The organism is Morganella sp. HSTU-ASny43 (assembly GCF_022819185.1).
Classification (GTDB): Bacteria; Pseudomonadota; Gammaproteobacteria; order Enterobacterales; family Enterobacteriaceae; genus Morganella; species Morganella morganii.
Genome location: NZ_WSPG01000005.1, coordinates 55,655 through 74,251, shown reverse-complemented (window position 1 = coordinate 74,251; position 18,597 = coordinate 55,655). Strand labels below are relative to the sequence as shown.

The window sequence follows — 18,597 nt, the reverse complement described above, 5'->3', positions numbered from 1 at the left end:
GGAGCAGAAAAATGGCAAAACGTACAGATATCAGCAGCATCCTGATTTTAGGCGCCGGTCCGATTGTTATCGGCCAGGCCTGTGAATTTGACTACTCCGGCGCCCAGGCGTGTAAAGCCCTGCGCGAAGAGGGCTACCGCGTTATCCTCGTTAACTCGAACCCGGCAACCATTATGACCGACCCGGAAATGGCGGATGCGACTTACATCGAGCCGATTCACTGGGAAGTGGTGCGCAAAATCATCGAAAAAGAGCGCCCGGATGCCGTTCTGCCGACCATGGGCGGACAAACCGCGCTGAACTGTGCGCTGGATCTGGAACGTCACGGCGTGCTGGCAGAGTTCGGCGTCGAAATGATTGGCGCGACAGCAGATGCGATTGATAAAGCCGAAGATCGCCGCCGTTTCGATATCGCGATGAAAAAAATCGGTCTGGATACAGCGCGTTCCGGTATCGCACACACCATGGAAGAAGCGTTTGCGGTCGCCGATGATGTCGGTTTCCCGTGCATTATCCGCCCGTCATTCACCATGGGCGGCACCGGCGGCGGTATTGCGTATAACCGTGAAGAATTCGAGGAAATCTGTACCCGCGGCCTGGATCTCTCCCCGACCAACGAACTGCTGATTGATGAATCACTGATTGGCTGGAAAGAGTATGAAATGGAAGTGGTGCGGGACAAAAATGATAACTGCATCATTGTCTGCTCCATCGAAAACTTCGACGCGATGGGGATCCACACCGGTGACTCTATCACTGTTGCCCCTGCACAGACCCTGACCGACAAAGAATACCAAATCATGCGTAACGCCTCGATGGCGGTGCTGCGTGAAATCGGCGTGGAAACCGGCGGCTCCAACGTGCAGTTCTCGGTGAACCCGAAAACCGGTCGTCTGATTGTTATCGAGATGAACCCGCGTGTATCGCGCTCCTCCGCGCTGGCCTCCAAAGCGACCGGCTTCCCGATTGCCAAAATCGCGGCCAAACTGGCAGTCGGCTACACGCTGGATGAACTGTCAAACGACATCACCGGCGGCCTGACACCGGCCTCCTTTGAGCCGTCCATCGACTATGTTGTGACAAAAATCCCGCGCTTTAACTTTGAAAAATTTGCCGGCACCAATGACCGTCTGACCACACAGATGAAATCCGTCGGTGAAGTGATGGCTATCGGCCGCACTCAGCAGGAATCCCTGCAAAAAGCGCTGCGTGGCCTCGAAGTGGGCGCGACCGGTTTTGATCCGAAAGTGAACCTGGACGACCCGGATGCACTGACCCGCATCCGCCGTGAGCTGAAAGAAGCGGGCGGCGAGCGGATCTGGTATATCGCGGACGCATTCCGCGCCGGACTGTCAGTTGACGGCGTATTTAACCTGACCAACGTTGACCGCTGGTTCCTGGTACAGATTGAAGAGCTGGTGCGTCTGGAAGAGCAGGTGGCAGAAGTCGGGATTAACGGCCTGACCCCCGAATTCCTGCGTCACCTGAAACGCAAAGGTTTTGCGGATGCGCGGCTGGCAAAACTGGTCGGTGTGGCGGAAGCTGAAATCCGCAAACTGCGTGACAGCTATCAGCTGTGGCCGGTTTATAAGCGTGTGGATACCTGCGCGGCGGAATTTGCCACTGACACCGCCTATCTCTACTCCACCTATGAAGAAGAGTGTGAAGCGCAGCCGAACAACGACAAACCGAAAATTATGGTACTCGGCGGCGGGCCGAACCGTATCGGCCAGGGCATTGAGTTTGACTACTGCTGCGTACACGCGGCGATGGCGCTGCGTGAAGACGGCTACGAAACCATCATGGTCAACTGCAACCCGGAAACGGTTTCCACTGACTACGACACTTCTGACCGCCTCTATTTCGAGCCGGTGACGCTGGAAGATGTGCTGGAAATCGTGCGTGTCGAAAAACCGGCGGGTGTGATTGTTCAGTACGGCGGCCAGACTCCGCTGAAACTGGCGCGCAGCCTGGAAGCGGCCGGTGTGCCGGTTATCGGTACCAGCCCGGATGCGATTGACCGCGCGGAAGACCGCGAGCGTTTCCAGCAGGCGGTCGTCCGCCTCGGTCTGAAACAACCGGCAAACGCCACCGTCTCTAATATTGAGCAGGCGGTTGAGCGGGCAAAAGAAATTGGTTATCCGCTGGTGGTACGTCCTTCTTATGTGCTGGGCGGCCGCGCGATGGAAATCGTCTGCGACGAAACCGACCTGCGCCGTTACTTCCAGAATGCAGTCAGTGTCTCCAATGACGCACCGGTACTGCTGGACCGCTTCCTCGACGATGCGATTGAGGTGGATGTCGATGCTATCTGCGACGGCGAACAGGTGCTGATTGGCGGCATTATGGAGCACATCGAACAGGCGGGGGTTCACTCCGGGGATTCTGCCTGCTCGTTACCGGCTTACACGCTGAGTCAGGAAATCCAGGATGTGATGCGCGACCAGGTGAGAAAACTGGCGATGGAACTGCGCGTGCGCGGTCTGATGAACACCCAGTTTGCGGTCAAAGACAACGAAGTGTATCTGATTGAAGTTAACCCGCGTGCGGCGCGTACGGTGCCGTTTGTCTCCAAAGCCACCGGGGTGCCGCTGGCGAAAGTCGCAGCGCGCGTGATGGCCGGTCAGACACTGGCGCAGCAGGGTGTGACAAAAGAAGTCATCCCGCCGTACTACTCGGTGAAAGAAGTGGTGCTGCCATTCAACAAATTCCCGGGCGTTGACCCGATTTTAGGGCCGGAAATGCGCTCTACCGGGGAAGTGATGGGCGTGGGACGCACCTTTGCGGAAGCCTTTGCCAAAGCCATGCTCGGCAGCTCTTCCTCACTGAAGAAGAAAGGCCGTGCGTTGCTCTCTGTCCGCGAAGGTGATAAAGCGCGGGTGGTGGATCTGGCGGCAAAACTGCTGAAACAGGGTTTTGAGCTGGATGCGACACACGGTACTGCGATTGTACTGGGTGAGGCGGGTATTAACCCGCGCCTGGTGAATAAGGTGCACGAAGGTCGCCCTCACATTCAGGACAGAATTAAAAACGGCGAATACGATTACATTGTGAATACCACCGCCGGTCGTCAGGCGATTGAGGATTCCAAAGTGATCCGCCGCAGCGCCCTGCAATATAAGGTGCATTACGACACCACCATGAACGGCGGCTTTGCCACCACACTGTCTCTGAATATGGATCCGACAGAGAGAGTGATTTCAGTACAGGAAATGCACAGCCTGATTAAAGATAAATAATCACGTTTGTTAAAATAAAAAATCCGCTGCGGCGGATTTTTTATTTCTCCGGAAAAACGATCCGATTCCCTTCTGTTAAAATAATTACCTAACTATATTTTTTGCTTTTTGTTGTGTTTATGTTTTGTTTATTCTTTCTCTGCGGTAATGCAGGTATATTTTTTCAAATCCTGTTTTATCTATACTGAGAGTTAATGAATGAAAAAAAATTTAATTTCCCTGCTTATCATGCTGCCTTTTTCATATGCGAACGCTGATGATAACAGCAACTACTATTATGCAAGAACACTTGTTGATTTATCTGAATATAAAAAAGTCACTGAAGACGAGATTCCGGTATTAGTACCGGAAACCAGTACTAAATTATATTTTGTAGAAAATAATTATCAGCCATTGATTACATCTGAAATTAAAAATGAGTATGACCGCAGTGCGGGTATTTCAGAAGTTATTCAAACATATAATTACTTAAATGACAAAATTAATCATACACTGAACAGTGTTACGGAGATACAGAGTAATTCCCCTGTTTATAATCAGTCATTATCTCAAACTATTGATGAATTTAATAGTGACATGAAAAATATACAGGATGCTAATGAAAAACAGGGTGCTAAGCTGGAGAAACTGGGGGCGGCAGCCCTGTCTGCTGAAGTTAAAATTAATGAGATAAATGAGACAATATCACCGGTATTCAATGAGATATCTCAGTTAAAACAGGATGCAGACAGTATCAAAATACAGAGTGAATCTGTCATTTTATCTGTGGGTGAACTGCATACGGATATCTCAGCCGTTCAGACTGTGAATAAAGAACAGGATGATCAACTCGAAGAACTTCATTCGCAAAATAAAAACATAAGAAATAATATCAATTCTCTGATTGAACGAGCGATCCCTGCCGATAATGCAATTTATCAGTTAAAACAAGATAGTAAGAAGAATGAGCAGGAAATTAATAATCTGGAATCAGCTATCGAACTGACAGATGAAGTGAATTTTTCACAGGGTAACGAAATTCAGCAACAGGGAAAAATGATCTCTGAACTGAAAGCCGATTCAGACAAGCTGACAACAGATTTAAAAGATGTTCGCAAAAAGAGTAATACGACAACCAATGTGGCTAATGCTAACAGAAGAGATATTGATAAACATGCGACCAAAATTGATAAAAATACCCTCGATATCCTGAAGAACCGCCAGGATCTGCGTTCACTGGAAAATGATTTACGTGAAACCAACGAGCGCCTTGATAACGGTCTGGCGGCCAGTGCCGCACTGAACGGTCTGTTCCAGCCGTACGGTGTCGGTAAACTGAATATCACTGCGGCGATGGGCGGATACCAGTCCACTCAGGCAGTAGCAGTGGGAACCGGTTACCGGTTCAACGAGAACATCGCTGTGAAGACAGGTGTCGCATACACCGGTTCGAACGATGTGATGTACAACATGGCTTTTAACCTTGAATGGTAATGCTGTGTTATGGTGACTGAAAGGTCATGTTTCATATACTCCTCCTTTCATATTGGCGTTTGAATTTATTTTTAATAAATAGTGAATTAATTATATTGATGACAGCAAGGCTGAAATTTGGATAATTAATCCTGCTATATTTGCCATGCTTTGGGAAATACATATTGCGTTCGTGTATTTCCCCTTTTTTATTTATGAATTATTTGTTTATTGAATGGTCATTTGAAAAGCAGTTATAAAATAAATAAAAACCACCTGTATAATTTATACAGATGGCTTTCAGACAGTAACTAACTTAATTAAATTCTTTTGGATCCGGCCCTAAGCGGGTACCTGAATCGAGAGACTGAATCTGTGAGAGTTCTTCTTTCTCCAGACGGAAATCAAAGACATCAAAGTTTTCATGAATCCGCGAAGGGGTGACTGATTTCGGTATCACAATCAGCCCGCGATCCAGATGCCAGCGAATCACTATCTGTGCTGGTGTTTTCTGGTATTTCGCCGCTAATGCCTGAATGATATCAGTATCAAAAACGCCTTCGCCGCCCTGTGCCAGCGGACTCCAGGATTCAGTGTGAATGGAATGGGTCGCATTCCAGGCCTGAAGCTCGCGCTGTTGCAGCAGAGGATGCAGTTCTATCTGATTGAGTACCGGTGCCACGCCGGTTTTGTGGATAATGCGCTGCAAATGGCCGATATCAAAATTACAGACACCGATACTGCGGGTCAGTCCGGATTTCTGTAATTCAATCAACTGCTCCCAGGCGGAGACATAATGGTCTTCTGCCGGTGCGGGCCAGTGGATCAGATACAAATCCACATAATCGAGCTGTAACTTTTTCAGGCTCGCTTCCAGCGCCTTACCGGCATGTTGCTGATCGCTGTTCCACAGTTTGGTGGTGATAAACAACTCGTCTCGGGGAACGGTGGTCGCTTTCAGTCCTTCACCGACACCTTCCTCGTTCTGATAAATCGCGGCAGTATCAATCAGCCGGTAACCGGTTTCGAGTGCGGTCTGCACAGCAGAGCCGACCACGTCGTTCCCGGCTTTCCAGACACCCAGCCCCAGTTGCGGCATTAAGTGTCCGTCAGATAAGGTAACTAATGCAGGTTTGTTCATGTGGCCTCCAATCAGTGTTTATGGTGTATCAGACGGCAGCTCGGTAGATCCGTTCACTGACTTCCGGTGTGATGTCCTGGTGTTCACCCAGGGCAGTCTGGCCGTGTTCAGTAAGCTTGGCAACCAGTTTGGGAATGCCGCTGTCATCAATCTGATAATCAGAGAAACGGGTTTTTATGCCCAGCTCTTCAAAGAAAACGCGGGTTGCTTCAATGGCGCACTCAATCCGGCTCTCTTCAGAACCGTCTGTCAGATGCCAGACACGCTCAGCGTACTGTAATAATTTTTCGCGCTTGGTTTTGCGTTTTTCCCGCAGCAGTGCCGGTAACACAATCGCCAGTGTCTGCGCGTGATCCAGTCCGTACAGCGCAGTAATTTCATGGCCCAGTGCGTGGGTTGCCCAGTCCTGCGGCACACCGGCACCAATCAGCCCGCTCAGCGCCTGGGTGGCGGCCCACATCACATTGGCACGGCTGTCATAATCCTCCGGGTTTGCCAGTACTTTCGGGCCTTCCTCAATCAGTGTCAGCAGAATACCTTCTGCAAACCGGTCCTGAATTTTGGCATTCACCGGATACGTCAGATACTGCTCGAGGGTGTGAATAAAGGCATCGACCACACCGTTGGCTGTCTGGCGCGGCGGCAGGGTGTAAGTGGTCTGCGGATCAAGAATGGCACACTTCGGATGCACCAGCGGGTGACCGAATGATTGCTTATCTCCGGTTTCACGGCGGCTGACCACAGAAAAACAGTTGGTTTCAGAACCGGTGGCCGGAAGTGTCAGCACACAGGCAATCGGCAGTGCACTGCGGATATTGCGGCCTCCGGTGGTGATGATATCCCACGGATCGCCCGGATAATCCACCGCAGCGGCAATAAACTTGGTACCGTCGATAACAGACCCGCCGCCGACCGCCAGCAGATAGCTGATGTCATGCTCACGGATATACGCAATCGCTTTTACCAGCGTTTCATAGGCCGGGTTCGGCTCGATACCTGAAAATTCATGAACATCATAACCGTCCAGGGCAGCCAGTACCTGCTCGTAAACACCGTTACGCTTAATACTGCCGCCGCCGTACAGCATCAGTACTTTGGCATCTTTCGGGATTTCACTGCTGAGTTTGGCGATTTGGCCTTTGCCGAAACGAATTTTTGTCGGGGTGAAAAGAGTGAAGTTGTTCATTATTTCTCCGGGTAAGATTAGGAAAAATGAAGCGGATAACCATTAAGTGTAGTGTAAATCAGGGCAGGCGTGGTGGCGAACCGGATTGTGCTTTCCGGCACACCGGCAGCAAAAAGGCTCCCGCAGGAGCCCTTATCTTATTTCTTATGGACGCGGTGGCGTCTGCGGTTAAGCAGGGCGCGGCGTCTGCGGTAGTGTCGGATGAGCAGATACAGGGATGCCACGATACCGACAATCAGGAAAAAGACCGGGATCAGCAGCAGTGCGGTCATTACCGTTTTTTCGTGTGCTTTGACAAACGGGATCTGATTGAGCACATAACCGAAGGTGGTAATAATCGCCACCCAGAGGAATCCGCTCAGCCAGTTAAAGAACTGGAAACGGCGGTTCGGCAGCGAGGAGAGACCTGCCAGCATCGGCAGCAGAGTACGGACAAAACCGAGAAAACGACCGATCAGCAGGGCATACAGGCCGTGGCGGTTAAACAGCACTTCGGCTTTCTGATGGTAATTTTTCGGGATCTGCGTCATCCAGCGCCTGACGGTTTTGGTATCACTCAGCCAGCGCCCCTGAACAAAACCCAGCCAGCTGCCGATACCGGCGGCGGCGGTCAGAATAGCCAGTGTCGGCAGGAAATCCATCACGCCCTTCGCAATCAGTGCGCCTGACAAAATAAGCAGGGTATCCCCGGGCAGAAACGCGGTGGGCAGAATGCCGTTCTCCAGCACAATAACGGTGAAGAGGATAGCGTAAACCAGCCAGAGGACTTCGGGATTAGAGAGTGTGGCAAAATCGTGAGACCAGAGCGCACTCACAATCTCTGATAAACTAGACATTAGATTTCCTGTAAAACGAGATCCGGAACAACGGTACAGACAGTGTATCGCAAAAATTGCTCACCCGTTTGATTTGATCGGGTTTTTCTTCCGATTCACTGACGGTATAAAGGGAGGTTGGTGAATCATGTCTCTGTGGGCATTTTTTGTGCGTTTTATCTGTGGTGATCCCGGACGGATGACTGAAAACCCTTAGCATTCCGTGTGAAATTTTCCGCCGGAATCGCATTTTTTTGGTAAACGGTAATGATAATTACTATCAAATTGCTCAGGGTTTGGTATGATCAGCGGGTTTCGTTTTTTGGGTAGCGATGAATAACACGATTTATTTTTTGCTGAGAAAGAGTTCATAACAAAAGAGAGTTGAAGGCCAACTGATGCGTAATTTGACCGTTTCTGTGCTATTGGCATTATGTTTAACCGGCAGTGCATTCGCAGATAACACTGCAGCTGTCACACCAGCGACAACAACACCTGTCACCGCGCCGGCAGCAACCGCCGGTCAGCCTGCTCAGACGCCTGAACAACCGGCGGCCCCGGTATCCGCGACAGAGGTTCCTGTTCAGGAAATCAGCGCAGCACCGGCAGACGGTAACCGTGGCTTTGCGGCGGAATTGTCCGTGATTTCCATGTATCAGGGCGCGGATGTTATCGTTAAATCGGTTATGATCGGCCTTATTATAGCCTCAGTGATTACCTGGTCCATTTTCTTTGCCAAGGGTGCGGATCTTATCGCTTCCCGCCGCCGTATCCGCCGTGAAGCGGCAGCAATCAAAGATGCCCGCTCGCTGGATGAAGCGGCTGCGATTGCCGATAAATTCGGGAAAAAGAGCGTCACCCGGATGTTGGTGCTTGATGCCGTCAATGAGCGGACTGCATCAGAAAAAAGCCGTGATCTGAGCGGCATCAAAGACCGTGTGACATTCCGTCAGGAGCGTATCGTTGCCGGTGTTGCCCGTCATATGGGACGTGGTAACGGCTATCTGGCCACTATCGGGGCTATCTCACCGTTTGTCGGTCTGTTTGGTACGGTATGGGGTATCATGAACAGCTTTATCGGCATCGCCCACTCACAGACCACCAACCTCGCTGTTGTGGCGCCCGGGATTGCAGAAGCACTGCTGGCAACGGCACTGGGTCTGGTCGCGGCAATTCCTGCGGTCGTTATCTACAACATCTTTGCCCGTATGATTTCCGCTTACCGTGGTGACCTGGGTGATACCGCAGCACACACTATTTTATGGCTGGGCCGTGATCTCGACCTGGCAGACAGCAAAGCAGGGTAATATCTGATGGCAATGCGTCTTAACGAAGAGTCGGATGACAGCGGCGAATTGCATGAAATTAACGTCACACCTTTTATTGATGTGATGTTGGTTCTGCTGATCATCTTTATGGTGGCCGCACCGCTGGCGACCGTTGATATTAAAGTGAATCTGCCGGCCTCAACGGCAAAACCACAGCCGCGTCCGGAAAAACCGGTCTTCCTGACGGTGAAAGCAGATAACCAGCTGCTGGTGGGCGAGCAGGAAGTCACAAAAGAAACACTGGCTCAGATCCTGGATCAGACCACGGAATCCAATAAGGAAACCACGATCTTCTTCCAGGCAGATAAAACGGTCGATTATGAAACGCTGATGGGCATTATGGATGCTCTGCGCAAAGCGGGATATCTGAAAGTCGGGTTAGTGGGTATGGAGTCGGCGGAGAAATAATCATCCGCAGCCTGAAATGAAAAAAGCCGTTCATGATGAACGGCTTTTTTGTTGCCACACTCTGATGGCCTCAGCGCGGCGGCGGGTGAGTTCCGCTTTGATGTCCGCGCCTTTAAAACCGGCCTCAATCACCGGTTTGACGGCAACCAGCTGTGCAAGCGAGAAGGCCTCAGCCAGTAACTGCCCCTGCGGATAATCTGCTGCATCCGGTGCTATCCGGCTGCGGTAATCCGCTTCACAAAGGATAGCCAACTGAGTGATGCGCTCCGGCTTGCGCCAGGCATCCAGTGAATCAAACAGGGCAATGATATCGTCTGCGGCCAGATGGCTGATGTCATGAACAGTCCGGTAATCACGGGTGGCAAGCAGAGCCAGATCCCGTGCCGGGTTCGGCACCCGCAGGCGCTCAGACATCTTCTGAATTGCGGCGGTTTCCTCTGCGGTACTGTGACAGCTCAGGTAAAGACACAGCGCAGCAAAGCGGATATCTGTACTGTCAGTCAGAAGCACTGTCCGGCGCAGGAGTGCGGCGGTCAGGATGTCATAGCCTGTCTGCCCGTCAGTGGCGCTGAACAGGGCTTCCAGCTCCGGAAACAGCACTGCCAGCGCACCGCAATCACGCAGTACCGCAAAATAGATATCCGGGCACGGGCTGTTCAGGGCTTTTTCTGTCTCTTTCCAGACCCGCTCCGCCGTCAGATGGGCAAGCTCTCCCTGCTGCGTGATAGCAGACATCAGCGCCAGGGTTTCCGGTGCAATAACAAATCCCTGCGGGGCGAAACGGGCAGCAAAGCGTGCCACGCGCAGCACGCGCAGCGGATCTTCCGTAAACGCCGCAGAAACATGGCGGAGCACCCGGTTTTTCAGGTCATCCGCCCCGTGATACGGGTCATGCAGTGTGCCATCAACTGATTGGGCAATGGCATTGATGGTCAGATCCCGGCGCTGTAAATCATCTTCCAGCGTGACATCCGGCGCACTGTAACAGGCAAACCCGGTATATCCGGCCCCGGTTTTCCGCTCTGTCCGGGCCAGCGCATACTCCTCCCGGGTATCCGGATGGAGAAATACCGGGAAATCACGCCCGACCTGCTGATAGCCGCGCGCCAGCATCATTTCCGGGGTGGCACCGACAACCACCCAGTCTCTGTCCGAGACAGGCAGACCCAGCAGGGCATCGCGGACTGCGCCGCCGACCAGATAAATATCCACGCTTTTCTCCGTACTGCGGTTACTGTGAGGCTCAGTTCATCCAGCGATCTTTTTTCTTGCGGCGCGGGATCATATGCGGGAGCAGCAGACCCAGCAGCAGACCGGCACCGGCTACACCGCCGCCGTACATAAACCATTGCAGGATAATATCGCGTTGTTTGTCATCCAGCTGCACACTGATGGCATCCAGTTTTTTCTTTGCGACCACAACCTGATTACGCAGGCTGTCATTCTCTTTTTTCAGGTTATTGATGATATCATCACTGGCGGCCACACGGTTTTGCATGTCCGCCGTTTTGTCGTTCCAGGTGCCGTCGATATTGGCGAGTTTGCCGCGCAGGGTTTTAATTTCTTCTTCCATGGCCGGTACGCGTTCTTTCAGGCTCGGCGTGGTGCTCAGCAGCTCTTTCGGTAACCAGACATCACGGTTTTTGCTGTCACGGACACGGACAAAACCGCTCTCATTATTCACATCAAGAACGGTGACTTTTTCTCCGGAATTGAGTGAACCGGCAATGCGATAGCGGTTGCTCGGGCCGCTGTGAACATAGGTGGAGAGGTCATCAGAGACATAACGGATTTCTTCAGCATGGGCGGTAATGCTGACGGTTGCTGCAAACAGCAAAGGGAGTAAGGCGAGTTTTTTCATCGTCATAAGCTTTATCAATCGTTGGTTATGAATAGCATACTAATGAGTTAAGTGTGCGGGTGCAAACGTTAAACAGCCATGAGATTACTCTTAACAACGGAATAAATGACGGGATAAAGTGGATAAACAGCGAAAAATCCGGCTGTTTATAACAAATTAGTGTCATCTTTATCACGAATGCAGGGTCAGACTGACGATAAATAACGGTATAAGATTACGGGAATGTCTATGAGCGATTACGAAACAGAACTGAAATTTGCGGTAAAACCGGAAGCCATCACGGCGGTGATCGCCGCGCTGACCGCCTTTCCTCATCAGCATTTCCGTGCTGTCCGCCTGACCAACAGCTATTTTGAAACAGCTGACGACACACTGCGGCAGTGGGATATGGGGTTGCGGATCCGGGGATGTGATACCGAATATGAAATGACCCTGAAAACGGCCGGAAATGATATCGGCGGTTTACATCAGCGTCCTGAATATAATATTCCGCTCTCCCGCCCGGAACTGGATTTAGCGGCACTGCCTGCTGATGTCTGGCCGCCGGAAACGGATGTCGCGGCGCTGCAATCATCACTGCAGGCTCGTTTTACCACGGATTTCGCCCGTGAAAAGTGGCTGCTGACAGTCAATCACAGTGTGGTGGAAGCGGTGCTGGATCAGGGCAGTGTGGTTGCCGGTGAGGCAGAATGTCCGATTTGCGAATTTGAGATGGAACTGAAAGAAGGTACAGCCGCTGATTTGCTGACAGCTGCCAAAGCTCTGGCGGAATTGCCGGGGCTGCGCCTTGCCGGGCGCAGCAAAGCGGCACGCGGCTACTGGCTGGCACAGGGCGCACCGGTACCGAAACTGCCTGAACTGTTCACAGCGTGGGATCCGCAGACCCCGCTGACCGATGTGGTTGTCCGTCTGATCAAACAGTGGCAGAGCCTGGAAGAAGCCTGGCTGCTGGATGCGGACGGTGCATTACCGGCATTGCAGCAAACCCTTTCTCTGCTGCTGACACTGGCAGACCACTATCCCGGCGCGGTGCCTGATTTCGTCCGTGACTGTCCGCTGCCGGAGGTGGCATCGTCACTGGCGGAAGCGGATGCAAAATCTGCGGATGTCTGTTTCAGTCCGGTATGGTTGCAGTGTAAACTGGCTTTCACGCAATGGGTTTTCGCACTGTGGATGGCGGCGCCTGCCATGCCGTAACCGGGTGTTGAGCTGTTATGTGAATCTGATAACAAAAGGAACATTGATGCTGCCGCTGACCCCGATACTCCGGCAAGCTGCTGAGCGGGTAACCGCCCGGCTTGATACCGGACTGGTGCCTTACTCTGAACAGGAAGCGCTGATTTTTGCCGGCAGTGATTTTGTGGCAGAGCAGTGTATCCGCCACCCGGACTGGCTCTCCGCCCTCCGCAATACACCACCGCAGCCGGATGAATGGCAGGATTATGCCGCCCGCCTGACGGAGATGATGGCGGATGCCGCACAGGAAGAGGATGTGATGCGGGTGCTGCGCCTGTTCCGTTATCAGATGCTGATGCGCATTGCCGTCATGCAGATCCTGCGCCGGAGCACGACAGAAGAGACGCTGCGCCAGCTCAGTGAACTGGCGGAAGTGCTGATTATCGCCGCCCGTGACTGGCTCTATCAGCGCTGTTGTGCGGACTGGGGCACACCCTGCTCGGCAGACGGCAGCGCAATGCCGCTTCTGATCCTCGGGATGGGGAAACTGGGCGGCGGCGAGCTGAATTTCTCCTCCGATATCGATCTTATTTTTGCTTATCCGGAAAACGGTGTCACACAAGGTGGCCGCCGCGAGCTGGAAAACGCGCAGTTCTTTACCCGCCTGGGACAAAAAATTATCAGAATGCTGGATCACGCCACGGCGGACGGTTTCGTCTACCGCGTGGATATGCGCCTGCGGCCGTTCGGCGACAGCGGGCCGCTGGTGTTCAGCTTCTCCGCCCTGGAAGATTATTATCAGGAGCAGGGACGCGACTGGGAGCGTTATGCGATGGTCAAAGCGCGTATCCTCGGTCGTGATGATTCTGCTTACAGTGAGACGCTGCGCCGGATGCTGCGCCCGTTTGTTTACCGCCGCTATATTGATTTCAGTGTGATCCAGTCTCTGCGTAATATGAAAGGTATGATTGGCCGTGAAGTCCGGCGGCGCGGGCTGACCAACAATATTAAACTCGGTGCCGGTGGCATCCGGGAAGTGGAATTTATCACTCAGGTCTTTCAGTTGATCCGCGGCGGACGTGAGCCGGGATTACAGACCCAGTCCCTGCATGCGGCGCTGGCGGAAATCGCCCGTCTGGGGCTGCTCGGTGAGGAGCAGGTCGCGCAGTTGCTGGATGCTTACGCGTATCTGCGGCGGCTGGAAAATCTGCTGCAGGCCATTAATGACAGTCAGACACAGACGCTGCCGGACTCACCGCTGGATCAGGCGCGGCTGGCGCAGGGGATGGATACCGCTTCGTGGGCGGATCTGGAAACGGTGCTGAACAATAAAATGGCGGCAGTGCATCAGATTTTTACCGATCTTATCGGTGAGGATGATGAGGAAAGTGAGGATGAAACCGCCTTACAGCCGTTTATCTCGCTGTGGGAGAGTGAGCCGGAACTGACTGATATCACCTCTCTGTTTTCCCTGAATGAAGAAGATGCCGCACAGTTTCTTACCGGTTTACAGGGGTTCCGGCAGGATCTCGGCAAACGGACCATCGGGCCGCGCGGACGGGATGTGCTGGACCACCTGCTGCCCAAACTGCTGGCGAAACTGGTATCACAACCGGATGCACAGCGGGTGTTGCAGCGCCTGACACCGCTGCTGCTCAGCATTGTCAGCCGGACCACCTATCTGGAGCTGCTGCTGGAATCCGATGTGGTACTGACCCATGTGGTGCGGTTGTGTGCGGCATCCCCGATGATTGCCGTGCAACTGGCACGCCATCCGCTGCTGCTTGATGAGCTGCTGGATCCGGCCTCACTCTACCAGCCGCTGCCACTGAATGCGTACCGCGATGAGCTGCGTCAGTATCTGATGCGGGTTCCGGAAGACGATGAAGAGCAGCAGCTTGAAGCACTGCGCCAGTTTAAGCAGGCGCAGTTACTGCGGATCGCGGCGGAAGATATCACCGGCGTGCTGCCGGTAATGAAAGTGAGTGATCACCTTACCTGGCTGGCAGAAGCGATGATCGGTGCTGTGGTGCAGCAGGCGTGGGGGCAGATGGTCAGACGTTATGGTGAACCTGCACATCTGACCCGCGACGGGGACAAAGGCTTTGCGGTGATCGGCTACGGCAAGCTGGGCGGCTGGGAGCTGGGCTATAGTTCTGATCTCGACCTGGTGTTTTTGCTGGATTGCCCGGAAGGCACACAAACCACCGGCCCGCGTGAAATCGACGCGCGGCAGTTCTATCTGCGGCTGGCGCAGTGCATTATGCATCTGTTCAGCACCCGCACATCATCCGGCGTGCTGTATGAGGTGGATGCCCGTCTGCGGCCATCCGGGGAAGCCGGGATGCTGGTCAGCACGCTGGAGGCATTTGCGGATTACCAGCAGAACAGCGCCTGGACCTGGGAGCATCAGGCGCTGATCCGTGCCCGTCAGGTGTACGGAGATGAGGCGATTGCTGCCCGTTTTGACAGCATCCGCCGCGATATTCTGTGCCGTCAGCGTGATAACGCACAGTTGAAACTGGATGTCCGTGAGATGCGCGAAAAAATGTATCAGCATCTCGGCAGCCGTGATGACAGCGTGTTTAACATCAAAACTGATCCGGGCGGGATCACGGACATTGAATTTATCGCTCAGTATCTGGTACTGCGTTTTGCACCGGAGAATAAAGCGCTGATCCGCTGGTCTGATAATGTCCGGATTTTTGAGCTGATGGCTAATTATGATGTGATGCCGGAAGAGGAGTCACTGCGGCTGACTGCGGCCTACATTATGATGCGCGACAGGCTGCATCATCTTTCTTTGCAGGATAAATCCGGCGTGGTGCCGCTGACTGAATTTGCCGCTGAGCGCGAATTTGTCCGCGCCCGCTGGCAGCACTGGCTCGGGGAATAAGCACCGGTTGCCGCACGCGGATTTTCTGTCCGGCGGCCGGTTTGTGATATTATCAGCAATAATTTCGTTATTCATAAGGTGGAGCAGGGAATGAAAGTAACACTCCCGGATTTTCAGAATGCCGCAGTTTTAGTCGTCGGTGATGTGATGTTAGACCGTTACTGGCACGGGCCGACCAGCCGGATCTCCCCGGAAGCCCCGGTACCGGTGGTGAAAGTCACTGAAATTGAAGAGCGTCCCGGCGGCGCGGCAAACGTGGCCATGAATATCGCGTCTCTGGGGGCAAATTCCCGCCTCGTGGGGCTGACCGGTATTGATGACGCCGCCCGTGCACTGACCGAACGCCTGAATGATGTGAAAGTCCGCTGTGATTTTGTCGGCCTGCCGACACACCCGACGATCACCAAGCTGCGCGTGTTATCCCGCAGCCAGCAGCTGATCCGCCTGGATTTTGAAGAAGGTTTTTCGGATGTAGATCCGCAGCCGATGCTTGAGCGTATCGCACAGGCACTGCCGCATATCGGTGCGCTGGTGCTGTCGGATTACGCCAAAGGCGCACTGGCGCATGTGGAAGAGATGATCGCGCTGGCCCGCAAATCCGGTGTACCGATCCTGATCGACCCGAAAGGCACCGATTTTGCCCGTTATCGCGGCGCGACCCTGCTGACGCCGAATATGTCAGAGTTTGAGGCTGTGGCTGGGAAATGCACCGATAATGCTGATATCGAAGAAAAAGGCCTGAAAGTTATCCGTGATTTCGATTTGCAGGCACTGCTGGTGACCCGCTCCGAGCAGGGCATGAGCCTGCTGCGTCCGGGACAGCCTGCCCTGCATCTGCCGACACAGGCGCAGGAAGTGTTTGATGTGACCGGTGCCGGGGACACGGTAATCGGTGTGCTGGCAACCTCGCTGGCCGCCGGGAAAACCCTGGACGAATCCTGTGCGCTGGCCAATGCCGCTGCAGGTGTGGTGGTCGGTAAGCTGGGGACATCCACCGTATCGCCGGTTGAACTGGAAAATGCCGTACGCGGCCGCAGCGATAACGGCTTTGGTGTGATGACCGAAGCAGAGCTGCATCAGGCGGTGGCGGATGCCCGTCAGCGCGGCGAGAAAGTGGTGATGACCAACGGCTGTTTCGACATTCTGCACGCCGGGCACGTCTCTTATCTTGCCAACGCCCGTAAACTGGGGGACCGCCTGATTGTGGCGGTAAACAGTGATGCCTCCACCAAACGTCTGAAAGGCGAAAGTCGTCCGGTCAACCCGCTGGATCAGCGGATGATTGTGCTTGGTGCGCTGGGTGCTGTGGACTGGGTGGTGCCGTTTGAGGAAGATACGCCGCAGCGTCTGATCGCTTCTGTTCTGCCGGATGTGCTGGTGAAGGGCGGGGATTACCGTCCGGAAGAGATCGCCGGTAGTGAGGAAGTGTGGGCCGCAGGCGGGGAAGTGAAAGTCCTCAATTTTGAGGATGGCATTTCCACCACCAATATCATCAATACGATCAATAAATCAAAGTAACCGGCTGATTATGCAGGAGATACGCACGGCGTATCTCCTGTTGTCATTACTCGCCGCCTTTTTCCGCCAGGCGCGCTTCCAGCTCTGCCAGACGTTTTTCCATCTGCGACAGCTTTTCGCGGGTGCGCAGCAGCACCTGAGTCTGCACATCAAACTCTTCGCGGTTGACTAAATCCAGCTTGCCGAGCTGTGACTGTAAAATGGCACGCATCTTTTTATCGATATCCGCTCCGATCTCCCGCACACCTTTCGGCAGCGCGCTTTGCAGCTGTGTGGCAATCTGTTCAATTTTTTTCGGGTCAATCATGATTTTTCCTTTCTGAGCCGGAGGATCGTTATGCCGCAAATAGTAACCTGTTACGGGATTCTGAACCAGTCTGAGTTCTCATTTTGAGCCCCTGGTAAAAATAACCACTGGCCGGGCTCACTCGTTGGGGGTATAGTAACTCTGCTATCTCAGGGCGGGGTGAAAGTCCCCACCGGCGGTAAACATTCCATTGCGAATGAAGCCCGCGAGCGCTTCACTACGGTGAAGGTCAGCAGATCCGGTGTAATTCCGGGGCCGACGGTTATAGTCCGGATGGGAGAGAGTCAGCATCAGCCGGGCAATATCCGCCCGTCCGATCGCATATCATCAATTATCTGCACAGGTAAAAACCTGTTGCGGCATGGTTTTATGACATGGCGTTATGATATGTATGCAACTCCTAAGATGCCCTGGTTCTGGTAATCATTTTTAATTACGATGAGGTTTATTTACCATGAATCAGACGCTGTTATCAGATTACGGCAATCCGATTGAACGTGCAGAACGTGCCATTGAAGCTATCCGTCAGGGACGGGGGGTAATGGTACTCGATGATGAAAACCGCGAAAACGAAGGCGACATGGTGTTCGCCGCCGAAACCATCACCGTTGAGCAGATGGCACTGACCATCCGTCACGGCAGCGGTATCGTGTGCCTGTGCCTGACTGACGAACGCCGTCAGCAGCTTGAGCTGCCGATGATGGTGGAGAACAACTCCAGCCAGTTCAAAACCGGCTTTACCGTCACGATTGAAGCCGCACACGGTGTGACCACCGGGGTGTCTGCGGCTGACCGCGTCACCACCATCCGCGCTGCGGTGGCTGATGGTGCTGTTCCGGCAGATCTGAATCGTCCGGGTCACGTATTCCCGCTGCGTGCACAGAACGGTGGTGTGTTAACCCGCCGCGGTCATACCGAAGCCTCTGTTGACCTGGCGACACTCGCCGGTCTGAAGCCGTACGGTGTGCTGTGTGAACTGACCAACGATGACGGCTCAATGGCCCGTGCACCGGAAGTGATTGTGTTTGCAAAAGCCCATGATATGCCGGTTGTGACTATTGATGACCTGGTGCAGTACCGTGAGCAGTTAATGGCGAAAGCGGGCTGACATCACTGACAGGGTCAGTAACTGAACAAGACTGAAATCCTGAGAATGCCGCTGCTGACACAGCGGCATTTTTGTATCCGCACTCCTGTCATATTTTTTGAATAACTTCATCATGATTACCCTGCGTGATAAATCCCGGAATGGCATACACTGATCTCAGTG

At 53.2% G+C, this 18,597-nt stretch carries 14 protein-coding genes and 1 riboswitch; of the genes, 8 read left to right on the top strand and 6 right to left on the bottom strand.

The window, feature by feature from the left end; genetic code table 11:
• Positions 1-11 precede the first annotated feature (11 nt).
• Both carB and GN208_RS04075 read left to right on the top strand, forming a co-directional pair.
• Positions 12-3,239 carry a carbamoyl-phosphate synthase large subunit gene (carB, locus tag GN208_RS04080; RefSeq protein ID WP_004237139.1) on the top strand — a complete coding sequence of 1,076 codons (3,228 nt, stop codon included), beginning with the start codon at positions 12-14 and terminating at the stop codon, positions 3,237-3,239.
• 198 nt (positions 3,240-3,437) lie between these two features.
• A complete protein-coding gene (locus GN208_RS04075) occupies positions 3,438-4,712 on the top strand; it encodes a YadA C-terminal domain-containing protein (RefSeq protein WP_004237140.1) in 1,275 nt (424 codons plus the stop codon).
• A 295-nt stretch (positions 4,713-5,007) separates the two neighbouring features.
• Here GN208_RS04075 and dkgA read toward each other — a convergent pair whose 3' ends face one another.
• The 3 genes from dkgA to GN208_RS04060 form a co-directional block, all read right to left on the bottom strand.
• Positions 5,008-5,832, bottom strand: a complete 825-nt coding sequence (gene dkgA, locus GN208_RS04070) for a 2,5-didehydrogluconate reductase DkgA (protein ID WP_004237141.1) — start codon at positions 5,830-5,832, stop codon at positions 5,008-5,010.
• Between the two features lie 28 nt (positions 5,833-5,860).
• The gene (yqhD, locus tag GN208_RS04065; protein WP_004237142.1) at positions 5,861-7,018 is read right to left on the bottom strand and encodes an alcohol dehydrogenase; all 1,158 of its coding nucleotides are present in this window, start codon (positions 7,016-7,018) and stop codon (positions 5,861-5,863) included.
• A gap of 137 nt (positions 7,019-7,155) precedes the next feature.
• Entirely contained in the window at positions 7,156-7,854 is a 699-nt protein-coding gene (locus GN208_RS04060; protein WP_004237143.1) for a DedA family protein, read from the bottom strand.
• Positions 7,855-8,231: 377 nt separating this feature from the next.
• Between GN208_RS04060 and exbB the strand changes: the two genes are divergently transcribed.
• Together exbB and exbD are read left to right on the top strand one after the other, a co-directional pair.
• A complete protein-coding gene (gene exbB, locus GN208_RS04055) occupies positions 8,232-9,140 on the top strand; it encodes a tonB-system energizer ExbB (RefSeq protein WP_015422444.1) in 909 nt (302 codons plus the stop codon).
• 6 nt (positions 9,141-9,146) lie between these two features.
• On the top strand, positions 9,147-9,569 hold the full coding sequence (gene exbD / locus GN208_RS04050; RefSeq protein WP_004237145.1) for a TonB system transport protein ExbD: 423 nt from the start codon (positions 9,147-9,149) through the stop codon (positions 9,567-9,569).
• A 30-nt stretch (positions 9,570-9,599) separates the two neighbouring features.
• Here the strand turns inward: exbD and GN208_RS04045 are convergent, their stop codons facing one another.
• A complete protein-coding gene (locus tag GN208_RS04045; protein WP_015422445.1) occupies positions 9,600-10,781 on the bottom strand; it encodes a multifunctional CCA addition/repair protein in 1,182 nt (393 codons plus the stop codon).
• Between the two features lie 31 nt (positions 10,782-10,812).
• Positions 10,813-11,430 (bottom strand): TIGR04211 family SH3 domain-containing protein, encoded by a 618-nt coding sequence (locus tag GN208_RS04040; RefSeq protein ID WP_024474998.1) that lies wholly within the window; start codon positions 11,428-11,430, stop codon positions 10,813-10,815.
• A gap of 228 nt (positions 11,431-11,658) precedes the next feature.
• Between GN208_RS04040 and GN208_RS04035 the strand changes: the two genes are divergently transcribed.
• The 3 genes from GN208_RS04035 (at position 11,659) to hldE (ending at position 17,020) form a co-directional block, all read left to right on the top strand.
• Positions 11,659-12,627, top strand: coding sequence for a CYTH domain-containing protein (locus GN208_RS04035; protein ID WP_015422446.1), 969 nt, complete (start codon positions 11,659-11,661; stop codon positions 12,625-12,627).
• A gap of 46 nt (positions 12,628-12,673) precedes the next feature.
• Entirely contained in the window at positions 12,674-15,502 is a 2,829-nt protein-coding gene (gene glnE, locus GN208_RS04030) for a bifunctional [glutamate--ammonia ligase]-adenylyl-L-tyrosine phosphorylase/[glutamate--ammonia-ligase] adenylyltransferase (protein ID WP_243828297.1), read from the top strand.
• A 90-nt stretch (positions 15,503-15,592) separates the two neighbouring features.
• Entirely contained in the window at positions 15,593-17,020 is a 1,428-nt protein-coding gene (hldE, locus tag GN208_RS04025) for a bifunctional D-glycero-beta-D-manno-heptose-7-phosphate kinase/D-glycero-beta-D-manno-heptose 1-phosphate adenylyltransferase HldE (protein ID WP_004237151.1), read from the top strand.
• A 46-nt stretch (positions 17,021-17,066) separates the two neighbouring features.
• Here hldE and GN208_RS04020 read toward each other — a convergent pair whose 3' ends face one another.
• Positions 17,067-17,327, bottom strand: coding sequence for an accessory factor UbiK family protein (locus tag GN208_RS04020; protein ID WP_004242156.1), 261 nt, complete (start codon positions 17,325-17,327; stop codon positions 17,067-17,069).
• A gap of 141 nt (positions 17,328-17,468) precedes the next feature.
• Positions 17,469-17,614: riboswitch (FMN riboswitch) on the top strand.
• A 167-nt stretch (positions 17,615-17,781) separates the two neighbouring features.
• On the opposite strand from GN208_RS04020, the gene ribB reads away from it, so the two are divergent.
• Positions 17,782-18,435 carry a 3,4-dihydroxy-2-butanone-4-phosphate synthase gene (gene ribB, locus GN208_RS04015; RefSeq protein WP_004237153.1) on the top strand — a complete coding sequence of 218 codons (654 nt, stop codon included), beginning with the start codon at positions 17,782-17,784 and terminating at the stop codon, positions 18,433-18,435.
• Positions 18,436-18,597: the final 162 nt, after the last annotated feature.